Origin of the sequence: Microbacterium sp. NPDC058062 (genome assembly GCF_042885375.1) — a bacterium.
GTDB lineage: Bacteria > Actinomycetota > Actinomycetes > Actinomycetales > Microbacteriaceae > Microbacterium > Microbacterium trichothecenolyticum_C.
Genome location: NZ_JBHVSC010000005.1, coordinates 274,195 through 294,694 on the forward strand (window position 1 = coordinate 274,195; position 20,500 = coordinate 294,694).

Consider the following 20,500-nt stretch of genomic DNA (forward strand, 5'->3'; position numbering starts at 1 on the left):
GCGGCGTACGGATGCTGCGGTCTTGGAGATTCGCGACACCATCGGTCCCGGGTGTCAGACCCGCGCACTACCGTGACGGAGTGACCGATCCGACGCGCGGCGTGCTCTACCCGGAGCGACTGCCGAGCTTCACGCGGCTCGCGCCGGAGGGCGAGGCATCCACCCTCGTCGAATGGTTCTGGATCCCGCAGTGGGACCTCCCCGAGGCGGTCGTGTCGCGTCAGCCCGTCCTGGGCTACCCGGCCGCGAACCTCGTCGTCGAGCCGGACGGTGTCACGCTGTGGGGCGCCACGACGCGGGCCTCGGAGCGCGAGCTCCGGGGGAGCGGCTGGGCGGTGGGCGCTCTGCTGAAGCCCGCGGCGTTCGCCCGGCTGCACGACGCGCCGAGCGACCTGGTCGATGCGCACACCATCCTCGACGAGCCGAACCTGCTGCATGCGGTGTCGGCGGCCATGCCCGACCTCGATGCGGCGGCGGCAGTCGTCTCGGGGTGGTTGGTCGAGCGCGTCGGACCGCCGACGTCCGACGCGCGCCTCGCGAACGCGATGGCCGACCTGCTCATGAGCGACCCGACGATCCTCCGGCTCGACGACGCGGCCGAACGTCTGCGCGTGTCGGTGCGCACCCTGCAGAGGCTCGCCCACCGCATGGTCGGTCTGTCCCCGGCCGCCATGATCCGGCGCCGCCGGCTGCAGGAGGCGGCGCAGCGCGTGCGGGAGGACCCCGAGGCGGGGTTGGCCGATGTCGCCGCCGAGCTCGGCTACGCCGATCAGGCGCACCTTGCGAACGACTTCCGCGCAGTGCTGGGGCTCACGGCGACCGACTACCGAGCCGACCGCTGACCCCTAGACGCCGCTCGTCGACGCCGTGGTCACGCGCTTCTTCTCGCGCACATAGACCTCGCGGCGCACGCGCGCGACGACGTCACCCGAGGCATCGGTGATGTCGGTCTCGAACCACTCCAGCACCTTCGCCCCGCCGCGTGCCCGCCCGCGGAGCTCTTCGGCCTTCTCGCGCGGCACGGCGAAGTGCGCCGTGAGCACCCCGCGACCGGGCTTCAGGAACTCGATCTCGCCGCGGGTGTCCCACACGACGTAGTCCCGTCCGAGCTGATGCATCACCAGCATGAAGTAGTACGGGTCCGTCATCGCCGACATCGAGCCGCCGAAAGCCGTCTTCACGTAGTTGCGGGTGAAGACGTTGACATGCAGTTCGACGGTGGCGCTCGTCCAGTCGTCGGCGAATCTCCGCACGCGGATGCCGCTGAAGAGGTTGGGGATCCACAGGCTCATGCCGATGGCGAGGCGTCGAGGAGTCACGCGCATGGGCCCCAGCATGGTCGACCGCGCTCCGCGGGCCGCATTCGATTGGTCGATCTCCACAATCCGGTCCGGAAGTTGTTCTAGTTGTCATAGAATTAATGCGTGTTGGTGAGAATCGATCCCGAGAGCGATGCGCCGCTGTTCGCGCAGATCGCCGCATCCGTGCGAGCGGATGCCGCGGCCGGCCGCGTGCAGCCGGGTGATCGCCTTCCTGCGGCCCGTGAGATCGCGGCCGCACTCGGCGTCAACGTCCACACGGTGCTGCACGCCTATCAGGACCTCCGCGACGAGGGGCTCGTCGAGCTGCGGAGAGGACGCGGTGCGGTGGTCACCGCGCAGGCGGCGACCCTCGAGTCCCTCCACCACGACATCCACGACCTCGTCGCGCGGGCGCGCGCGGCGGGGCTCCCGTCCGACGCGCTCGCCGCCCTCGTGAAGGAGATCGCCGCCCATGACGAACGCAACGCCCGCTGACCGCTCCGACCCGGTCGTCCGCCGCTTCGTGCTCGTCGCGGTGTGGCTGCCCGTCGCGCTGGTCGCCCTCGCGGTCGGCGTCCAGCTTCTGCTCCTCCCGCAGGTGCCGTCGACGGTCGCCGTGCACTGGAACGCGGCGGGGGAGGCCGACGGCTTCGCGCCCGCGTGGGCCCAGCCGCTGATGACCATGGCGTTCGGGCTCGGCATCCCGTTCCTGATCGCGCTGATGACGCTGCCGGGACTGCGTCGGGGTGAGCGCGGAGCGACCTACCGCCTCATGGGCGCCACGGCGGCGGCGACCTCCGCCCTGACGACGGTGGCGTTCACCGTCACGTTCGCGATGCAGGCGGGACTGGACAGCGCCGACGACGCGCCCGCGGTCTGGGTCGCGCTCGCCGCTGCGCTCGCCGCCGGCGCGCTGTTCGGCGTGGCCGCCTGGCTCGTCCAGCCTCATCAGCAGATGACTCATGCCACGCCGGCGCCTGCCACGCCCCTCGCGCTCGCCGCGAACGAGCGTGCGGTGTGGGTGCGGGCCACCGCGATGAACACGGGAGAAGCGATCGCCATCGTCGCCGCCGTGCTCGCCGTGGCGGTCGCGGCAGTCGTGGCCTGGGTGACGGGCGCCGAGCCGCTGCTCACCTGGCTCCTCGCCGGCATCGCGCTCCTGCTCCTCGTGTTCGCCGCGACGACGCTCGCCTTCCACGTCCGCGTGGACGACACCGGCCTGCACGTCGACTCGGTGCTCGGCATCCCGCGGTTCCACGTGCCGCTCGCCGACATCGTCTCGGCGGCGCGCGTGGAGGTGAACCCGATGGGTGAGTTCGGAGGCTGGGGGCTCCGCCTCAGCACCGGGCGCCGATTCGGCGTCGTGCTGCGCACGGGGCAGGCCATCGAGGTGCTCCGCCGCAGCGGCAAGCGGTTCGTCGTGACCGTCGACGACGCCGGCACCGGGGCGGCGCTCCTCGAGGCACTCGTCGCGCGGGCGGCCGCCAGGTCTTGACGCCCGGCGGGCGGCCGGATTGGCTGAGGGGCATGGCCGATCCCACTCCCGACACCTGGCGCCGTGTAGACGCCTACCTCACCGAGCTGCTGATCGGGCACGATCCCGGTCTCGAGCGGGCGGTCGCCGACCAGAACGACGCGGGCCTCCCGGCGATCGAGGTCGCGCCGGTCAACGGCAAATTCCTCCACCTGCTCGCGCGCATGTCGGGTGCCCGTCGCGTGCTCGAGATCGGCACCCTCGGCGCGTACTCGACGATCTGGCTCGCGCGCGGCATCCCCGCCGACGGCCGGGTCGTGACGATCGAGGCCGAGCCCCTCAACGCGGAGCTCGCCCGCAGGAACGTCGACCGCGCCGGGGTGGGTGACAAGGTCGAGATCCGGCTGGGGCGTGGCGCCGACGTGCTGCCGACGCTCGAGGGAGGCGAGCCCTTCGATCTCGTCTTCATCGACGCCGACAAGGAGTCCAACACGATCTACCTCGACTGGGCCGCCCGGCTCGGACGACCGGGCACCGTCGTGATGGTCGACAACACGGTCCGCGGTGGTGAGGTCGCCAACCCCGCGACCGAGAATCCCCAGATCATCGGGGTGCAGCGCGGGCTCGAGATGCTCGGGCGTGACCCGCGCTTCGACGCGACCGCCCTCCAGACGCTCGATGCGAAGGGCTACGACGGGATCGCGATCGCGCTCGTCGTATGACGCTGAGGATGACGGATGCCTCTGGCCTCGGCATCCGTCATCACTAGACTCGTGGGCGGACCGACGACGCTCCGACGAACCACCCTCCACCAAGCAAGGAGACCCCCTGTGGCACAGATCGAGGCTGTAGGCGCCCGTGAGATCCTCGACTCGCGCGGAAACCCGACCGTCGAGGTGGAGGTGCTGCTCGACGACGGGATCGTCCAGCGCGCCGCCGTCCCCTCCGGCGCGTCGACCGGCGCTTTCGAGGCGTACGAGCTGCGCGACGGCGACAAGAGCCGCTACGGCGGCAAGGGCGTGCTGAAGGCGGTCGCGGCCGTCATCGACGAGCTCGGCCCCGCGATCGAGGGTGTCGAGGCGAGCGAGCAGCGTCTCGTCGACGAGATCCTCATCGCCACCGACGGCACCGAGAACAAGTCGCGCACCGGTGCGAACGCCATCCTCGGCGTCTCGCTCGCGGTGGCCAAGGCCGCCGCCGACTCGGCCGACCTGCCGCTGTTCCGCTACCTGGGCGGCCCGAACGCGCACGTCCTGCCCGTGCCGCTGTTCAACGTCATCAACGGCGGCGAGCACGCCGACAACGGCATCGACTTCCAGGAGTACTTCCTCGCCCCGATCGGCGCCGACACCTACGCCGAGTCGTTGCGCTGGGGCACCGAGGTCTACCACGTCCTCAAGGGCGAGCTGAAGGCGGCGGGCTTCTCGACCGGGCTCGGCGACGAGGGCGGATTCGCTCCCGACCTGCCCAGCAACCGCGAGGGCCTCGACTTCCTCATCAAGGCCATCGAGAAGGCCGGGTTCACCCCGGGCACGGACATCGGCGTCGGCCTCGACGTCGCGGCGACCGAGTTCTTCAAGGACGGCGTGTACACCGTCGAGGGCAAGGCCTGGTCGGCCGAGCAGCTGACCGACTACTACGCCGACCTCGTGGCGAACTACCCCGTCGTCACCATCGAGGACGCCCTCGCCGAGGACGACTGGGACGCGTGGAAGGACCTCACCGACAAGATCGGCAAGAAGGTCCAGCTCGTCGGCGACGACCTGTTCGTCACCAACCCCGAGCGCCTGCAGCGCGGCATCGACCTCGGCGTCGGCAACGCGCTGCTGGTGAAGGTGAACCAGATCGGCACGCTGTCGGAGACGCTCGACGCGATCGCCCTCGCCACCCAGAACGGCTACCGCTCGATGCTGTCGCACCGTTCGGGCGAGACCGAGGACACCACCATCGCCGACCTCGCGGTGGCCGTCAACGCGGGTCAGATCAAGACCGGCGCGCCCGCCCGCAGCGAGCGCGTCGCGAAATACAATCAGCTTCTGCGCATCGAAGAGGAGCTCGGCGAGGCCGCGGTGTTCGCGGGCCGCGGAGCCTTCCCCCGTTTCAAGGGCTGATGCACTGAAGACGTTCTAGCGAGAGGGGGAGCCGTGGCCAAGACGACGGCTCCCCCTTCTCGTACCCCGGCGACAGGCGCCGCTGCCGGTGCGCCTCGTCGCCGCCCCGTGAGCGCACGTCGCCCGGTCGACGTGCGGGCGTGGCTCGGCGGCATCCGTCTCTCCGGCTTCATGGTCATCATGATGGGGCTGGTCGTCCTCGCTGCCTTCGTGCTCGTGCCCACGATCGGCACCTACGTCGATCAGCGTCAGCAGGTCGCCGCGCTCGAGTCGGCGGTGCAGGTCAGCCGCGACGACGTCGCCGAACTCGAATCGCAGCGCGACCGCTGGCAGGACCCCGCGTACATCACCACGCAGGCGCGCGAGCGGCTGTACTACGTGAAGCCCGGCGAGGTGGTGTACCTCGTCGACGACGATCTCCCGCCCGAGCTCGCGCCGCAGGAGCAGGACCCGGTGAGCGACGAGCTCCAGGCCGCCGATGCGGACTGGATGGCGAAGCTGGTGCGTTCGGTCACCGAGGCCGGTCTCGCGCAGACCGTGGCGCCCGTGACCGTGGGCGTGCCCGACCCCGAACCCTCGACCACCCCGACGCCGTGAGCGACGCCGGCCGCCGGGATGACGGCGGCGCGTTAGCCCGCCGCGTGGCCCAGGACCGTCCCAGGTGGCGCCGGTAGCCTGGGCCCGACCAAGGAGCACCTCTGTGACGACCCCGCCGTACCCCTCTGTCAGCGACGCCGACCTCGCCGTGCTCCAGGAACAGCTCGGTCGTCCCGCGCGCGGCGTCGTCGGCATCGCCGCGCGCTGCGTGTGCGGCAACCCCACGGTGGTGGCGACGTCGCCGCGCCTTCCCGACGGCACGCCGTTCCCGACGTTCTACTACCTCACCCACCCCGCCGCGACGGCCGCCATGTCGGGCCTCGAGGCCGACCACGTCATGCGGGAGCTTCAGGACGAGCTCGCCGACGAGGAGGTCGCCGCCGCTTACCTGCGTGCGCACGAGGCCTATCTGCAGGACCGCGCCCAGTTCGGCGAGGTCGACGAGATCGCCGGGATCTCCGCGGGCGGCATGCCGACCCGTGTGAAGTGCCTGCACGCGCTCGCCGGCCATGCCCTCGCCGTCGGCCCGGGCGTCAATCCGATCGGCGACCGCGCACTGGCCATGTCGTCGTGGTCGCCCGAGCGCTGCGTCTGCGCGCAGCCGGGATCGGGCGGATGATCCGGCGCCTGCTCGCCGCCGTCGCCGCGGCCGCCGTCGCGACGACCCTCGTCGTGGCCGGCCCCGCGGCCGCGCAGGCGGCTCCTGCCGACGACCCGGTGCGCAGCGCCGAGTACTGGCTCACCGACTACGGCGTCGAGAAGGCATGGGAGACCACGCGCGGCGCCGGTGTGAAGATCGCGGTCATCGACACCGGGATCGGCCGCGGACCCGTCGCGTTCGACGGTGCGGTCGCCGGGGGAACGGATGTCTCGGGCGCCGGCTCACCCGATGGGCGCACGCCCGTGGGCGCCGTCGACAAGGACCACGGCAGCTGGGTCGCCTCGCTCGCCGCGGGCAGGGGCACCGGCCCGGACAGCGGGATGATCGGCGTCGCGCCCGAGGCGCAGCTGCTGTCGGTGTCGGTCGCGTTCGGCTCCTCGGCGCCGCGGCCCTTCTCCGACCAGATCGCCGACGCGATCCGCTGGTCGGTCGACAACGGCGCCGACGTCATCAACATGTCGCTCACGACGAACGTGCCGGACTGGCCGGAGAGCTGGGACGACGCCTTCCTGTACGCCTTCGAGCACGACGTCGTCATCGTCGTCGCCGCGGGAAACCGGGGGAGTGGCACGACGCGCGTCGGCGCACCCGCGACGATCCCGGGGGTGCTGACGGTGGGCGGCGTCGACCGATCGGGCAAGGCCAGCGTCGAGGCGTCGACGCAGGGCATCACGATCGGGGTCACGGCGCCGAGCGAGGAGCTCGTCGGGGTCTCCGCCGATTCGACGCTCGTCTCGTGGGACGGCACCAGCGGCGCGGCCCCCATCGTCGCCGGGATCGCGGCGCTCGTGCGGGCGGCGCACCCCGAGCTCGACGCGAACAACGTGATCAACCGCATCATCAAGACGGCTCGCCCCGCAGCGGGCGCGAAGGCCGTGCCGGACGTCCTGTACGGCTATGGACTGGTGGATGCCGCGGCCGCCGTCACCGCGAGCATCCCGAGTGTCACCGCCAACCCCATGGGCAGTCTCGAGGACTGGGTGCGCCTGTACCGCCGGGCGCCGGTCGCACCGCTGCCGGAGGAGCCGACCGCCCCCGTGGAGGTTCCGCCCCTGCCGGACGCCGATCCTGCGACGCGCGCCGCATCGCCGCTTCTTCCCGATCGGGACACCGTCATCTACGGCACCCTCCCGCTCCTGCTGGTCACTGCGACGGCTATACTGGTGGCGCTCGGCGTCACCGCTGCTGTCCGACGCATCCGATTGGCGTCCCGCGCGCCGAGCCGCTGACACAGGAGGAGTACTCCAAACCGTGACCAACACCGTGCCCAAGATCCTCATCGTCGGTGGCGGATACGCAGGCTTCTACACGGCCTGGAAGCTCGAGAAGCATCTGCGCAAGGGTGAAGCGGACGTGACGATCGTCGACCCGCTGCCCTACATGACGTACCAGCCGTTCCTCCCCGAGGTCGCCGCCGGCTCGATCGAGGCCCGCCACTCGGTCGTCGCGCTGCGCCGTCACCTCAAGAAGACGAACGTCGTGGCCGCCAAGGTGACCGGCATCAACCACGCGAACAAGGTCGCCACGATCACTCCGATCGCTGGCGAGCCGTACGAGCTCGAGTACGACCAGATCGTCGTCACCGCGGGCGCCGTCTCGCGCACCTTCCCGATCCCCGGCATCGCCGACAACGCGATCGGCCTGAAGACGATCGAAGAGGCCGTCGCGATCCGCGACAAGCTGATGTCGAACTTCGACAAGGCGTCGACCCTGCCTGCCGGTCCCGAGCGCGACCGTCTGCTGACGGTCGTCGTGGTCGGCGGCGGCTTCGCCGGCATCGAGGTCTTCGCCGAGCTCCGCTCGCTCGCCTCGTCGCTGGTCAAGAGCTACCCGCAGCTGACCTTCGACGACACGCACTTCCACCTCATCGAGGCCATGGGGCGCATCATGCCCGAGGTCTCGCTGAAGACGAGCGAGTGGGTGCTCAAGAACCTCGCGAAGCGCGGCGCCTCGGTGCACCTCGACACGCAGGTGACGGGCGCCGTCGGCGGCAACATCGAGCTGTCGACCGGTGAGACCATCCCGAGCGACCTCATCATCTGGACCGCCGGCGTCATGGCGAACCCGACGGTGGTGCGCGGCGGCGACCTGCCCGTCGAGGAGCGCGGTCGCATCCGCACCCGCGCCGACCTCCGTGTCGGCACCGAGGACGAGGTCGTCGAGGGCGCCTGGGCCGCCGGCGACGTCTCGGCTGTGCCCGACCTCACGGGCGGCGGCGTGGGCGGCTACTGCGTGCCCAACGCCCAGCACGCCGTGCGTCAGGCGAAGCTCCTCGCGAAGAACCTGGTCGCGGTGCTCCGCGGCGAGGTGCCCCGCCAGTACATCCACAAGAACCTGGGCGCCGTCGCGGGCCTCGGACTGTGGGTCGGCGTGTTCCAGTCGGGCAACATCGCCCTCAAGGGCTGGATCGCGTGGCTCGCCCACCGCGGCTACCACGGCCTGGCGATGCCGTCGTGGGAGCGCAAGTGGCGCGTCCTGTGGGGCTGGTGGAACAACTTCTGGCTCGGCCGCGACATGGTGAACCTGTCGACCGTCCAGAACCCGCGCTACGTCTTCGAAGAGTTCGCCGCGCGCCCGCGGCCGCCGCAGCCGGTCGAGGCGCCCGCCGACAAGGCTGCTCCCGCAGCCGCGCCGGCCAAGAAGGCGCCCGCGCGCAAGGCTCCGGCGAAGGCCGCGGCCGACGCCGAGAAGGTCGCCGCGAACTGACGTCGAACGCCGGATGCCGCAGGCTCGTCTGAGAAGATGAGCCTGCGGCATTCGCGTTCCCGGCGGCACGCGACCCGCCCCCGTAGCCCAACGGCAGAGGCAGGCGACTTAAACTCGCCCAAGTGTGGGTTCGAATCCCACCGGGGGTACTCCCGCCCGACCCTCGCGTTCACCGAGAAGGCCCGCTAACCTGGGCAAAACCGGCGAAAGGGTCCCGGCATGAACGAGCACAGCACGGACCGGCAGGGCGAGGCCGCCCCGAGCACCTCGAAGAGCGGGTGGTGGTGGAAGTTCACCGCGCTGTTCCTGGGTGCCCCGCCGATCGCGGTCTACGGTGCCGAGGACGAGGTCGAGCAGGAGCGCGCCGCGAGGGCGAAGGACTGATCCCGGTTCCGCCTCACGAGCCTCGCGATCCGACGCAGCGCAGCGACCGTGTGACGGCGCAGCGCCGACGGCGGCCGGGTGAGACGGCCTTCTTCGAGGGCGGTCCTGACAGCGTGGGCGACGGCCGCTTCGCGCGAGAGCGCGAGTTCATCGGTGGGCACGAAAGACGGAACGAACATCATCCTGCTCCGTGCCTCACGCCCGGCGTGCGGTGACGAGCAGGTACTCCCACTCCATCACGCCCTGGCGGAGGAAGCGGTCGCCGAGTGCGGCGATGTCCGCATCCAGCGCCGCCACCTTGGCGGGGTCCGCGGCGTTGAAAGCGTAGACGGAGATGGTCGGCCCGTAGTTCCCCTTCATGAAGTCGCGGAACTCCGCGCCGTCGGCGAAGCGATCCACGCGGAGCACCTGCTGGCTGGCCAGAAGGCCGGTGACACGATCACCGAAGAGCGTGGCGACGTGATCGGCGAGCCCCCACAGCGGTGCCGGAGACGATCCGGCCGGCGCCGGCGGCGCGTACGGCTTCATGACGGCGAACAGCTGCCCGATGAACCCGTCGGGCGTCCAGCTCAGCACGCCGATGCGTGCACCCTGTCGGGCCACCCGGAGGAGTTCGTCGGCGGACTGCTGGTGGTGCGGGGCGAACATCACCCCGATGCTCGACATGACGACATCGAACTCGGCGTCCGCGAACGGCAGCGCTTCGGCGTCGGCCGTGAGCCAGCGCACGGCGACGTCCGCGGGTGCTGATTCGCGCCCGACGTCCAGCAGTCGCGGCGTGAGGTCGGTCGCGACGACGTCGGCCCCGCGCAGCGCGGCCGGAATCGCCGACGTGCCCGTTCCGGCGGCGACGTCGAGCACGCGCTCGCCGGCGCGCACATCGAGCGCCTCGACGAGGATCCCGCCGAGGGCGCCGACGACCTCGTCGGCGACCGCCGGGTAGTCGCCGCTCGCCCACATGGCGGCGTGCTTGGTCTTCAGTGCGCGGTCCTCCTCGGTCGCGGTGATGGCGTGGTGTGCGGTGAACATCGACATGATTCCTCCCGGATGGGTTGGGTGATGGCACCACCGTAGGAATCCGGCATCGCCGCCCGCATCGGCGCCGACGCGCAACCGCGGCGCGTGGGTGCACGAAGCCGTGGCGGCTGGCGCGTAGTCGTCAGCCCTGGGAGAGGAGTCGGGCGACGGCAGCCGTCCGTGCCGCGCGACCCTGCAGACCGAGCTTCGCGTAGGCGTTCTGAAGGTGCCGCTCGACGGTGCGCACCGACAGCACGAGCTCGCCGGCGATGCCTTCGTTGTCGTGCCCGGCCGCCGCGAGCCGGAGGATGTCGAGCTCTCGCGGGGAGAGGACGGCCGACGGCACGGCCGCGGCCGGATCGGCAGAGCCGAGGGCGCGGTCGGGGGCGATGAAGTCAGTCATCTCGCTGAGGAAGTGCGGCCACGCCGGTTCGTCCTCGAGCACGATGTGATTGCTGCTGTCGAGCGCCACGAGGCGCGCTCCGCGAATCCCTGCCGCGAGTTCTCGGGCGTGGTGGAAATCGTTCATCTGGTCACCGCGGCTGTGGATGACCAGTGTCGGCAGATCGATCTCGCGCATGCGATCGCTCGCGTCGGTCACCTGACGCTCGGCCCGGGCGCTGATGGCCGTCTCGGCGTCGACCGAGACCCGCTGAAGGTCGTCGAGCCACCGCATCTGCTCCTCGGTGCCGCCGGGGATCATCATGCTGCTGAAGACGCGCCGGAACTCGGAGGTGGGGCGCGCCCACCCGACCTTGATCAGCGCCTCGAACGCCGCGTACATGTCGAGCTCTTCCGGCGTCGCGGCCGTGTGCGCACCCGCGTAGCTGCCGTAGAACACGAGCCGCGTGAGACGCTCGGGGTGGCGAGCGGCGTACTCGAGTGCGACCGGACCGCCCTGCGCCATCGCGAGGAGGGCGAACCGGTCGAAGCCGGCATCGTCGGCCACTGCTTCCAGATCGGCGACGCGCGCCTGGAGACCGTGGTCGGTGACGTGCCGGTCGGACAGGCCGTGGCCGCGCTCGTCGTACCTGATGACCGTCGCGATGTCGCCGAGACCCTCCAGGTAGTGACGCCAGACGGGGCTCTGCCAGTCGAACTGGAGGTGGCTCAGCCAGCAGGCGTCGATGAGGAGCGGCGGCCCCGATCCATGCACCGCGTAGGCGATGCCCGTGCCGTCGGCCGAACGCGCGAAACGGATGTTCTGCACGGTCTCGGATCGGCCGGTGTTCACGGAGTCAGTGTAGGAGCCGCCCGTCGGCACGGATAGGAGGATACGTTCTGCTGCGATCAGCCGTTCCAGGCGCCGGATGGCAACCTTCCACAGCCGGTCATCGGAACCGCTCCCAGCGCTCTAGGCTGGGGCGATGCGCACGCACCCGAAGCGAGCCGTATGAGTCTCGATCTTCTGTCCACGCCCACGGCGACGAAGCCGTGGGACCACCCCGCGTCCTACTGGGACGCCATGAGCCATGCCGTGGCGGACGTGAGCGGCCCGGTGGCCGCCATCAACGCCGAGGCGCTGCGGTACAACGCGCTCGACCTCGTGGTGCGGGCCGGCGGTGTGCCGATCCGCGTCGCCAGCAAATCGGTCCGCGTGCGCGAGGTGCTGGACGCCGTTCTGGCCCTGCCCGGCTACCAGGGCATCCTCGCGTTCACCCTCCCCGAGGCGCTGTGGCTGGCCGAGACGATGGACGACATCGTGCTCGGCTACCCGACGGCCGACCGTGCCGCCATCGCCGCACTTGTCGCCGACGAGACCGCGGCGTCGCGCATCACACTGATGGTCGACGACCTGGCACAGCTAGACCTCGTCGACGTCGTCGCCGCGCCAGGTGCGCGGCCCGAGATCCGCGTGGCGATCGACGCCGACGCCTCTTGGCGGGCGCCGGCTCTCGGGCACATCGGCGTGCTCCGTTCGCCCGTGCACGAGGCGGCGGAGGTGGCCGCGCTCGCACGCTCGATCGCCGCCCGCCCCGGATTCCGCCTCGTGGGACTCATGATGTACGAGGCCCAGATCGCCGGTCAGGGCGATGCCACCGGATCCGGCGACGCCGTGATCCGCTGGATGCAGCGCCGCTCTGCCGCCGAACTCCTGGATCGGCGCGGCGCCATCGTCGCGTCGCTGCGCGACATCGCCCCGCTCGAGTTCGTCAACGGCGGCGGCACCGGATCCCTCGAGCTCACGGCATCCGATCAGGCCGTCACTGAGGTCACCGCCGGCAGCGGCCTGCTCGCCGGCCACCTGTTCGACGGCTACCGCGCGTTCGATCCCGCGCCGGCCGCGGCCTTCGCGCTCGAAGTGGTGCGCAAGCCCGCCCCCGACGTCGCGACCGTGCTCGGGGGCGGATGGATCGCCTCCGGACCGGCACTCGAGTCGCGTCAGCCCCGGGCGGTGTGGCCCGGCGGCCTGCGCATGGCGCCCCGGGAGGGCGCCGGCGAGGTGCAGACGCCGCTGCGCGGCGACGCGGCACGCGATCTCCGGGTGGGCGACCGTGTCTGGTTCCGCCATTCCAAGAGCGGCGAGCTCGCGGAGCGCGTGGATCGCTACCACCTCGTCGACGGCGACACCAGGGTGGGGGAGGTGGCGACCTACCGCGGCGAGGGTAAGGCGTTCCTGTGACCCGTCCCGGAGGCGTGTGGCGCAATTGGGGCCGCACGGAGTCGGTGCGGCCGCAGCGCCTGGAGTTCCCCCGCACCGTCGCGGCCGTGCAGCGCGCCGTCGTCGCGGCGGCGGCGCAGCACATGCCGATCAAGGCGGTCGGCGCCGGCCACAGCTTCACCGGCATCGCGGTGGCTCCCGGCGCGCTCCTCGAGCTCCGCGATCTCAGCGGGCTCGTCTCGGTCGACGTCGACCGTGCCCGGGTGACGCTTCTGGCGGGCACGCGCCTGCACGAGGTCCCCGCGCTCCTCGCGCCGTTCGGCCTCGCGATGGAGAACCTCGGCGACATCGACCGCCAGTCGATCGCGGGGGCGATCTCGACCGGCACGCACGGCACGGGGGAGCGCTTCACCGGCATCGCGGGCCAGGTCGTCGGCGCCACCCTCGTGACCGCCTCCGGCGAGCTGTTCACCGTGAGCGAGGACGTGAACCCCGAGCTCGTGCCGGCAGTGGCCCTCGGGCTCGGTGCCCTCGGCATCCTCGTCGAGGTCACGATCCAATGCGTGCCCGCCTTCGTGCTGCACGCGGTCGAGCAGTCCGAGGACCTCCACGATGTCCTCGGGGCCCTCGACGAGCGCGCGGCGGCGGCCGACCACTTCGAGTTCTACTGGTTCCCGCACACCGACCGCGCGATGACCAAGACCAACACGCGGCTCCCCGAGAGCGCGCCGCGGCATCCTCTCCCCGCCGTGGGCAAGTGGATCGACGACACGCTCGTCGGCACGGGTGTCCATCAGGTCGCGTGCGCGGCCGGTGCGGCGATCCCGGCGCTCGTGCCGCCGATCAACCGGCTGTCGGCGAAGATCTGGGGGAATCGGGAGTTCACGGATGCCTCGGCCCGCGTCTTCGCGACGAACCGGTCCGTGCGGTTCCGCGAGATGGAGTACGCGGTGCCGGTCGAGAACCTGCGCCCCGCGTTCGAGGCGATGCGTGCACTCATCGATGACCGCGGCTGGCGGATCGGGTTCCCGGTCGAGGTGCGGGTGGCGGCCGCCGACGACCGCTGGCTGTCGACGGCTCACGGACGCGACTCCGGGTACATCGCGGTCCACCGCTACTGGCGCGAGGACCCGACCGAGTACTTCGAGGCGGTCGAGGAGATCATGCTCGGCTTCGACGGTCGGCCGCACTGGGGCAAGATGCACACCCTCGGCGCCGACACCCTGCGGTCGCGCTACCCCCGATTCGACGACTTCGTCGCCCTGCGCGACCGTCTCGACCCGCAGCGGCTGTTCCGCAACCCGTACCTCGATCGCGTGCTCGGTGGGTAACGGCTGAGAGTCGGGGATAACCCCACATGCGAGGGGGTTTCGCGTCGGTAGGATGAGGGCACTATCGAACGGAGCCTCGGCAATGGAATGGCTGATCCCGGTCCTCATCGTGGTGGCGCTCGTCGTCATCATCGGCATCTATCTCTGGGCGACGTACAACTCGCTCGTCCAGCTGAATGTGCGGGTGGATGAGGCGTGGAGCGACATCACGGTGCAGCTCAAGCGTCGTGCGGATCTGCTGCCGAACCTCATCGAGGCGGTGAAGGGCTACGCCGCGCACGAGAAGGCGGTGTTCGAGAACGTGACGCGAGCGCGCGCCGAGACGCTGTCGGCGTCGGGTCCGGCTGAGGCCGGCGTCGCCGAGGGACACCTGCAGCAGGCGCTGAAGTCTCTGTTCGCGGTGGCCGAGGCCTATCCGCAGCTGCAGGCGAGCCAGAACTTCCTGCAGCTGCAGCAGTCGATCGTCGACACGGAGGACAAGATCCAGGCCTCGCGCCGGTTCTACAACGGCGGCGTCCGCGAGCTCAACACGAAGATCAAGGTCTTCCCGAACAACCTGTTCGCGCGCAACCTGGGCTTCCACGAGCGCGAGTTCTTCGAAGTGATCGACGGTGCGGCGATCTCGGAGCCTCCGCGCGTCCAGTTCTGACGCGGCTGACGTCGGACGCCGGCGATAGCGTCGGGACATGGTCCATCGGCTGAGCCGCGAAGAGGCGCGGCGCATCGCGTTGCGGGGACAGCTGCTGACGGCTGAGAGGCCGGCCGGCATCGTCGAGACCATCGACGCGCTCACGGTGGTGAACATCGAGCCGACCGCGGCGATCGCGCCCAGTGCCGACCTCATCCTGTGGAGCAGGCTCGGGTGGCCGTATCAGCCGGCCGACCTGACGCGCCTGTTCGAAGAGGACCGCGCGGTGTTCGAGTGGGGCGGGTTCTACCGAGCCATGACCGACCTCGCCCTTCTCATCCCCGAGATGCGGCGTCGACCCGAGTCCGCGCAGGCGCGGGAGTGGCTCGCGGCGAACGAGGTGTTCCGGCGTGAGGTCCTCGCGCGACTGCGTGCCGAGGGTCCGCTGCGGGCGGCCGACATCCCCGATGCCGCGCAGGTGTCGTGGCGTTCGTCCGGCTGGACGAACAACCGCAACTCGATGCAGCTTCTCGAGATGCTCGTGCTGTGCGGGGATGTGGCCGTGTCGTCGCGGGATGCCGGTGGCCGCCTGTTCGATGTCGCCGACCGCGTCTACCCGCGAGATGTGCCACAGCTGACCGACGAGGACGCCGGCCGCGAGCGCGCAGAGCGTCGGCTCGCGTCCCTCGGGATCGCGCGGGTGAAGGGAATCGCCCAGCCGTTCGAACCGATCGACGTCGGTGAGATCGGCGAAGCGGCCATCGTCGACGGGGTCGACGGCGTCTGGCGCGTCGACGCCGACGCCCTGGCCGCTGCTGGCGGGTTCGCAGGGCGCACCGCTCTGCTGTCGCCGTTCGACCGCCTCGTGTTCGATCGGCGCCGGCTCGAGGAGCTCTTCGGCTACGAGTACCTGCTGGAGATGTACAAGCCGGCGGCGAAGCGGCGGTGGGGCTACTTCGCGCTGCCGATCCTTCACGGCGACCGCTTCGTCGGAAAGCTCGACGCCAAAGCCGACCGCAAGGCGGGCCTGCTCCGCGTGCATGCCGTCCATGAGGACGAGCCGTTCACCGAACAGGTCCGGGAGTCCGTGGACGCCGAGATCCAGGACCTCGCCCGCTGGCTCGGGCTCGAGGTGGTCGGTCCGGGCGCCTGAACCCCGCTGGGTTGCCGGATCAGCCCGCGAGCTCCTCGACATCGAGGTCGCGCGCGTCTGCCCCGGGCTCGTCCGCGGCGAGCGGCACCGGCTCGGCCGGACCCGCATCGTGGCGCGTCGCCTCGGGCAGGACCCGGGCGAGGTCGTCGGTGGCATCGCCCCAGCGGGAGACGGAGAGGGACTCGAGTCCTTGCCAGGACGCGGCGAGCCGGAGTTCGTCGGCGAGACGAGGCGCAGCATCGACGGGGGCGCCGTGCTCCCACCACGCGGACTGCACGAGCAGTGTCGAGGCGGCGCGGTCGGCCTTCAGGTCGACGCGGCCGACGATGTCGTCGCCGATGAGGACCGGCAGCGAGTAGTAGCCGAACCGGCGACGCGGCGCGGGCGTGTAGATCTCGATGCGGTACTCGAAGTCGAAGAGCCGCTCAGCACGATCGCGGAACCACACGACGGGGTCGAACGGGGTCAGGATCGCGGCGGCGTCGATCTTGCGCGGCACCACGGCGTCGGCGTGCAGCCACGCCCTGGCCGGGCGACCGGCGGTCGTCCACCCTTCGACGGTGATCGGGTGCAGCTCGCCGGCGTCGACGAGGTCGTCCAGGGCCGCTGTGACGGCCTTGCGGTCGGCGATGCGCCAATAGTCGGCGATGTCGGCGGCGGTGGCGACGCCGTAGGCGCGCGCCGCGCGACGCGTGAGCTCACGCACGGCCTCGTCACGGGGGACCGGTGCCTCGAGCACGTGGCGGGGGATCACCTGCTCGGCGAGACCGTACCGTCGCTCGAAGCCGCGGCGGCCGGCGATCGCCACCTCGCCGAACATCCACAGGTATTCGAGAGCCTGCTTGACGACGTCCCAGTCCCACCAGGGACCCCGCGCACTCTCTTTGGCGTCGTGTTCGATCTGAGCCGGGCGCAGAGGGCCGCGATCGGCGAGCTCGGCACGCACCCAGTCCACGATGTCGCGGTTCGCGTCGAACCAGCCGCCGGGCTTGCTGCCGTACTTCGCACGCATGGCCTGCATGCGGAAATCGAACAGTCCCCAGTCTTCTGCGGGGATGAAGGCCGCGACGTGGGCCCAGTACTCGACGTAGGGTGAGCGCCGCGCGAACAGCAGGCGGTCGAGGGCGGCCGTGTCATAGGCGCCGACCCGCGAGAACAGCGGCATGTAGTGGGAGCGGGCGAAGACGTTGACCGAGTCGATCTGCAGCGTCGCCATGCGTGCGAGCGCACCGTTCAGCTGCCGGGTGCCGGCGGCGGTGGGCCGGGGTCGCCCGAATCCCTGGGCGGCGAGAGCCACGCGGCGCGCCTCTGCGGCGCTGAGTGAGGACTTCACGCGCGCCAGCGTAGCCCGGGGTCCGGACATCGCGCCGCCCGTCGTTCATGACCGGCGCGGAATGCGACGCGCCTAGACTGGCTCAATGAGCGGCTCCGACGACAAGCCCCGCGGCTCCATCTTCGACGCCGTCCGCGACCGCAGCAGGGTCGTCTCCACCGAGACGTCCGCCGCGGTGCCGCGCGGCCTCCGCCTGGCGACCGCCTACTCGTGGCGCCTCATCGTCGTCGCCGCGGCGATCGGGGTCGGCGTGTGGCTCGTCATCCAGCTGAAGCTGCTGGTGATCCCGCTCCTCATCGCCATCCTCATCACCGCCCTGCTGTGGCCCGCCTTCGCCTGGATGCTGCGTCGCCGCGTGCCGCGCTGGCTGGCAATCGTCATCTCCGTGGTGGGCACCGTCGCGATCGTGACGGGTCTGCTGTGGCTCGTGGTCTGGCAGATCATGCAGCAGTGGGACTCGGTGCAGGCGAGCACCGTCGCCGCGGTCGAGCAGTTCCGGCAGTACCTCATCGACGGCCCGCTCCACCTGAGCGAGGACCAGATCGACGACCTGCTCGCGCAGGGCTGGACGTTCCTCCAGCAGCAGGCCGAGCTGCTGTGGTCGGGCGCACTCGCCATCGGCTCGACGATCGGCCACGTCGTGACGGGCGCCGTGCTGGCGTTCTTCATCCTGCTGTGCCTGCTCGCCGACGGCGCGGGCATCTGGCGCTGGACCCTGCGGCTGTTCCCCAAGAAGGCGCGCCCCGCCGCCGACGGCGCCGGCCGCGCCGGATGGATCACCGTCGTCAACTACGCGCGCACGCAGCTGCTCGTCGCGACGATCGACGCCGTCGGCATCGGCCTGGGCGCCGCGCTCCTCGGCGTGCCCCTGGCGATCCCCGTGGCCGTGCTCGTGTTCCTCGGCGCGTTCGTCCCGATCGTCGGTGCCGTGGTCACCGGAACGGTCGCCGTCTTCCTCGCTCTCGTCTACAACGGTCCGTGGATCGCGCTGTGGATGCTCGTGGTCGTCCTCGGCGTGCAGCAGCTCGAAGGTCACGTGCTCCAGCCGCTCCTCATGGGCTCCGCCGTCAAGGTCCACCCGCTCGCGGTGGTGCTCGTGGTCGCGGGCGGTGCCATGATCGCCGGCATCCCGGGAGCCCTCTTCGCCGTGCCGCTCGCCGCGTTCGTGAACGTCGTGGCGGTCTACCTTGCCGAACGCGCGTGGGAGACCGGCGCCAGACCCACCGGGGATCTCATCTGGAGCACCGTCCCCCGGCAGAGGAGAGTCCGTTCGTGACCACCGCCATGTCATCCGCCGATCAGGCCGCCGAGACCGCGGCCACCCCGGCGGCACTCGCTTCGGCCGTGCCGACGCTCGCTGACTTCGAGGATGCCGCCGCCACCCTCGAGGGCGTCATCTCGCACACCCCGCTCGACGCCTCGCTGCACCTGTCGGACGTCCTGGGCGTGCCGGTGCACCTCAAGCTCGAGAACCTGCAGCGCACCGGGTCGTTCAAGATCCGCGGCGCGACCTATCGCCTCTCGCGGCTGACCGCCGAGGAGCGCGCCCGCGGCGTCGTCGCCGCCTCGGCCGGCAACCACGCCCAGGGCGTGGCGCTCGCGGCGAAGGCGCTCGGCATCCACGCGACCATCTTCATGCCGCTCGGCGTGCCGGTGCCGAAGCTCCTCGCCACGCGCGGGTATGGCGCCGACGTCGTGCTGGAAGGTGCCACCGTCGAGACGCCGCTGCGCCTCGCGGCGGAGTTCGCCGAGCGGACGGGGGCCGTGTTCATCCACCCGTTCGACCACCACGACGTCATCGCCGGGCAGGGCACCCTGGGCCTCGAGCTCATGGACGAGCTGCCCGACCTCGACACCGTCGTGCTGGGGATCGGCGGAGGAGGACTCGTCGCCGGCGTCGCCGCCGCGGTCAAGGCGCGCGCCGCGGCGGAGGGCCGCACGGTGCGGGTGATCGGCGTGCAGGCGGAGAACTCCGCCGCGTATCCGGCGTCGCTCGAGGCGGGGCATCCGCTCGAGGTCCCGACCTCGCCGACGATCGCGGACGGCATCGCGGTCGCCCGTCCGGGGGACCTGCCGTTCGAGATCATCCGCGATCTCGTCGACGAGGTCGTGACGGTGACCGAGGACGACATCGCCCGCGCGCTGCTCGTTCTGCTCGAACGCGCGAAGCAGGTCGTCGAGCCCGCGGGCGCGGTGGGCGTCGCGGCGATCCTGGCGGGCAAGGTCGTCGCGACCGGCCCGACCGTCACGGTGCTCTCGGGTGGCAACATCGACCCGCTGCTGCTGCAGCGCGTCGTCGCGCACGGGCTCGCGGCATCCGGTCGGTACATGACGCTGCGCATCCCGCTGCCGGATCGTCCCGGACAGCTCGCGCGCGTGTCGGAGCTGCTGGCGATCGCCGGGGCGAACGTCATCGAGGTGCTGCACACCCGCCACGGGCAGGGTATCCAGATCAGCGAGGTGATCCTGCAGCTGAGTGTGGAGACGCGCGGCGAGGAGCACCGTGCGCACGTCATCTCGGTGCTCGAGGATGCGGGCTACGCGCCCACGGTCGTCCCGGACTAGCTGAGGCCGCGCCCGGCGGCCTCAGAGGGATCCCTGAGGCCGCTTCGGGTCACTGCCCGTTGTAGGTCTCGACCTTGACGATCTCGACGGCGATCTCACGGCCGTTGGGGGCGGTGTACGACGTCTTCTCGCCCTCCTTGCGGCCGAGGATCGCGACGCCCAGGGGAGAGGCCTCGCTGTACACGTCGAGCTCGGAGCCGACCGCGATCTCGCGGTTGCCGAGCAGGAAGACCTCTTCGCCACCCGCCACGATCGCGGTGATGACGGTGCCGGGCTCGACGACGCCGTTGCTCTCCGGCGCCTCGCTGACCGTCGCGGTCTTGAGCAGGTGCTGAAGCGTGCGGATGCGGGCTTCCTGCTTGCCCTGCTCGTCCTTGGCGGCGTGGTAGCCGCCGTTCTCCTTGAGGTCGCCTTCTTCGCGCGCGGCCTCGATGCGCTTGGCGATCTCCTCGCGGCCGGTGGTCGAGAGGTGCTCGAGCTCGGCGGCCAGGCGATCGTAGGCGTCCTGGGTGAGGAAGGTCACGGGGGCGTCGGTGGACACGGCTGACTCCTTCGTTGGGCCCGCGGCCGACCGGAGCGGTGCGGGCATAAACCGAACGCCCCGGCTCACGGCCAGGGCGCGATTCTGCTGATGTCC

21 protein-coding genes and 1 tRNA gene are annotated in these 20,500 nt (G+C 71.0%); 17 read left to right on the forward strand and 5 right to left on the reverse strand.

Annotation, left to right across the window (positions count from 1 at the left end; genetic code table 11):
- Window positions 1-80: 80 nt before the first annotated feature.
- The gene (locus ACFVSU_RS17670) at window positions 81-842 is read left to right on the forward strand and encodes a helix-turn-helix domain-containing protein (RefSeq protein WP_387145907.1); all 762 of its coding nucleotides are present in this window, start codon (window positions 81-83) and stop codon (window positions 840-842) included.
- A 3-nt stretch (window positions 843-845) separates the two neighbouring features.
- Here the strand turns inward: ACFVSU_RS17670 and ACFVSU_RS17675 are convergent, their stop codons facing one another.
- Window positions 846-1,325, reverse strand: coding sequence for a PaaI family thioesterase (locus tag ACFVSU_RS17675; protein ID WP_387145910.1), 480 nt, complete (start codon window positions 1,323-1,325; stop codon window positions 846-848).
- Between the two features lie 99 nt (window positions 1,326-1,424).
- Between ACFVSU_RS17675 and ACFVSU_RS17680 the strand changes: the two genes are divergently transcribed.
- The 10 genes from ACFVSU_RS17680 (at window position 1,425) to ACFVSU_RS17725 (ending at window position 9,234) form a co-directional block, all read left to right on the forward strand.
- The gene (locus tag ACFVSU_RS17680; protein WP_310292009.1) at window positions 1,425-1,796 is read left to right on the forward strand and encodes a GntR family transcriptional regulator; all 372 of its coding nucleotides are present in this window, start codon (window positions 1,425-1,427) and stop codon (window positions 1,794-1,796) included.
- Window positions 1,774-2,796 (forward strand): DUF1648 domain-containing protein, encoded by a 1,023-nt coding sequence (locus ACFVSU_RS17685; RefSeq protein ID WP_387145914.1) that lies wholly within the window; start codon window positions 1,774-1,776, stop codon window positions 2,794-2,796. The genes ACFVSU_RS17680 and ACFVSU_RS17685 overlap by 23 nt, the downstream gene beginning before the upstream one ends.
- 32 nt (window positions 2,797-2,828) lie before the next feature.
- On the forward strand, window positions 2,829-3,497 hold the full coding sequence (locus ACFVSU_RS17690; RefSeq protein WP_387145917.1) for an O-methyltransferase: 669 nt from the start codon (window positions 2,829-2,831) through the stop codon (window positions 3,495-3,497).
- A 108-nt stretch (window positions 3,498-3,605) separates the two neighbouring features.
- A complete protein-coding gene (gene eno / locus ACFVSU_RS17695; protein ID WP_375872695.1) occupies window positions 3,606-4,886 on the forward strand; it encodes a phosphopyruvate hydratase in 1,281 nt (426 codons plus the stop codon).
- A gap of 108 nt (window positions 4,887-4,994) precedes the next feature.
- Window positions 4,995-5,483, forward strand: coding sequence for a septum formation initiator family protein (locus tag ACFVSU_RS17700; RefSeq protein ID WP_387145920.1), 489 nt, complete (start codon window positions 4,995-4,997; stop codon window positions 5,481-5,483).
- Window positions 5,484-5,586: 103 nt separating this feature from the next.
- Entirely contained in the window at window positions 5,587-6,102 is a 516-nt protein-coding gene (locus tag ACFVSU_RS17705) for a DUF501 domain-containing protein (RefSeq protein ID WP_387145923.1), read from the forward strand.
- On the forward strand, window positions 6,099-7,373 hold the full coding sequence (locus tag ACFVSU_RS17710) for a S8 family serine peptidase (protein ID WP_387145926.1): 1,275 nt from the start codon (window positions 6,099-6,101) through the stop codon (window positions 7,371-7,373). The genes ACFVSU_RS17705 and ACFVSU_RS17710 overlap by 4 nt, the downstream gene beginning before the upstream one ends.
- A 34-nt stretch (window positions 7,374-7,407) precedes the next feature.
- Window positions 7,408-8,850 (forward strand): NAD(P)/FAD-dependent oxidoreductase, encoded by a 1,443-nt coding sequence (locus ACFVSU_RS17715; protein WP_375872757.1) that lies wholly within the window; start codon window positions 7,408-7,410, stop codon window positions 8,848-8,850.
- A gap of 76 nt (window positions 8,851-8,926) precedes the next feature.
- A tRNA-Leu gene (locus ACFVSU_RS17720) sits at window positions 8,927-8,999 on the forward strand.
- A gap of 70 nt (window positions 9,000-9,069) precedes the next feature.
- Window positions 9,070-9,234: a hypothetical protein gene (locus ACFVSU_RS17725; protein ID WP_387145929.1), complete on the forward strand. Its 165-nt coding sequence runs from the start codon at window positions 9,070-9,072 to the stop codon at window positions 9,232-9,234.
- Window positions 9,235-9,429: 195 nt separating this feature from the next.
- Here the strand turns inward: ACFVSU_RS17725 and ACFVSU_RS17730 are convergent, their stop codons facing one another.
- Both ACFVSU_RS17730 and ACFVSU_RS17735 read right to left on the reverse strand, forming a co-directional pair.
- Entirely contained in the window at window positions 9,430-10,263 is an 834-nt protein-coding gene (locus ACFVSU_RS17730) for a class I SAM-dependent methyltransferase (RefSeq protein WP_387145932.1), read from the reverse strand.
- 130 nt (window positions 10,264-10,393) lie between these two features.
- Window positions 10,394-11,485: an alpha/beta fold hydrolase gene (locus ACFVSU_RS17735; RefSeq protein ID WP_387145935.1), complete on the reverse strand. Its 1,092-nt coding sequence runs from the start codon at window positions 11,483-11,485 to the stop codon at window positions 10,394-10,396.
- A gap of 159 nt (window positions 11,486-11,644) precedes the next feature.
- On the opposite strand from ACFVSU_RS17735, the gene ACFVSU_RS17740 reads away from it, so the two are divergent.
- The 4 genes from ACFVSU_RS17740 (at window position 11,645) to ACFVSU_RS17755 (ending at window position 15,965) form a co-directional block, all read left to right on the forward strand.
- Window positions 11,645-12,874: an alanine racemase gene (locus ACFVSU_RS17740; RefSeq protein ID WP_387145938.1), complete on the forward strand. Its 1,230-nt coding sequence runs from the start codon at window positions 11,645-11,647 to the stop codon at window positions 12,872-12,874.
- Complete coding sequence (locus tag ACFVSU_RS17745; RefSeq protein ID WP_387145941.1) at window positions 12,871-14,184, forward strand: D-arabinono-1,4-lactone oxidase; 1,314 nt, start codon at window positions 12,871-12,873, stop codon at window positions 14,182-14,184. The genes ACFVSU_RS17740 and ACFVSU_RS17745 overlap by 4 nt, the downstream gene beginning before the upstream one ends.
- Window positions 14,185-14,266: 82 nt before the next feature.
- A complete protein-coding gene (locus ACFVSU_RS17750) occupies window positions 14,267-14,833 on the forward strand; it encodes a LemA family protein (RefSeq protein ID WP_310291997.1) in 567 nt (188 codons plus the stop codon).
- 37 nt (window positions 14,834-14,870) lie between these two features.
- On the forward strand, window positions 14,871-15,965 hold the full coding sequence (locus tag ACFVSU_RS17755) for a DNA glycosylase AlkZ-like family protein (protein WP_387145945.1): 1,095 nt from the start codon (window positions 14,871-14,873) through the stop codon (window positions 15,963-15,965).
- 19 nt (window positions 15,966-15,984) lie between these two features.
- On the opposite strand, the gene ACFVSU_RS17760 is transcribed toward ACFVSU_RS17755, so the two are convergent.
- On the reverse strand, window positions 15,985-17,298 hold the full coding sequence (locus ACFVSU_RS17760; protein WP_387145948.1) for a winged helix-turn-helix domain-containing protein: 1,314 nt from the start codon (window positions 17,296-17,298) through the stop codon (window positions 15,985-15,987).
- A gap of 85 nt (window positions 17,299-17,383) precedes the next feature.
- Here ACFVSU_RS17760 and ACFVSU_RS17765 point away from each other — a divergent pair, with 85 nt between their 5' ends.
- Window positions 17,384-18,574, forward strand: a complete 1,191-nt coding sequence (locus tag ACFVSU_RS17765; protein WP_310291992.1) for an AI-2E family transporter — start codon at window positions 17,384-17,386, stop codon at window positions 18,572-18,574.
- 8 nt (window positions 18,575-18,582) lie between these two features.
- A complete protein-coding gene (gene ilvA, locus ACFVSU_RS17770) occupies window positions 18,583-19,863 on the forward strand; it encodes a threonine ammonia-lyase (protein ID WP_387146171.1) in 1,281 nt (426 codons plus the stop codon).
- Window positions 19,864-19,912: 49 nt separating this feature from the next.
- On the opposite strand, the gene greA is transcribed toward ilvA, so the two are convergent.
- Window positions 19,913-20,404: a transcription elongation factor GreA gene (greA, locus tag ACFVSU_RS17775; RefSeq protein ID WP_045296735.1), complete on the reverse strand. Its 492-nt coding sequence runs from the start codon at window positions 20,402-20,404 to the stop codon at window positions 19,913-19,915.
- Window positions 20,405-20,500: the final 96 nt, after the last annotated feature.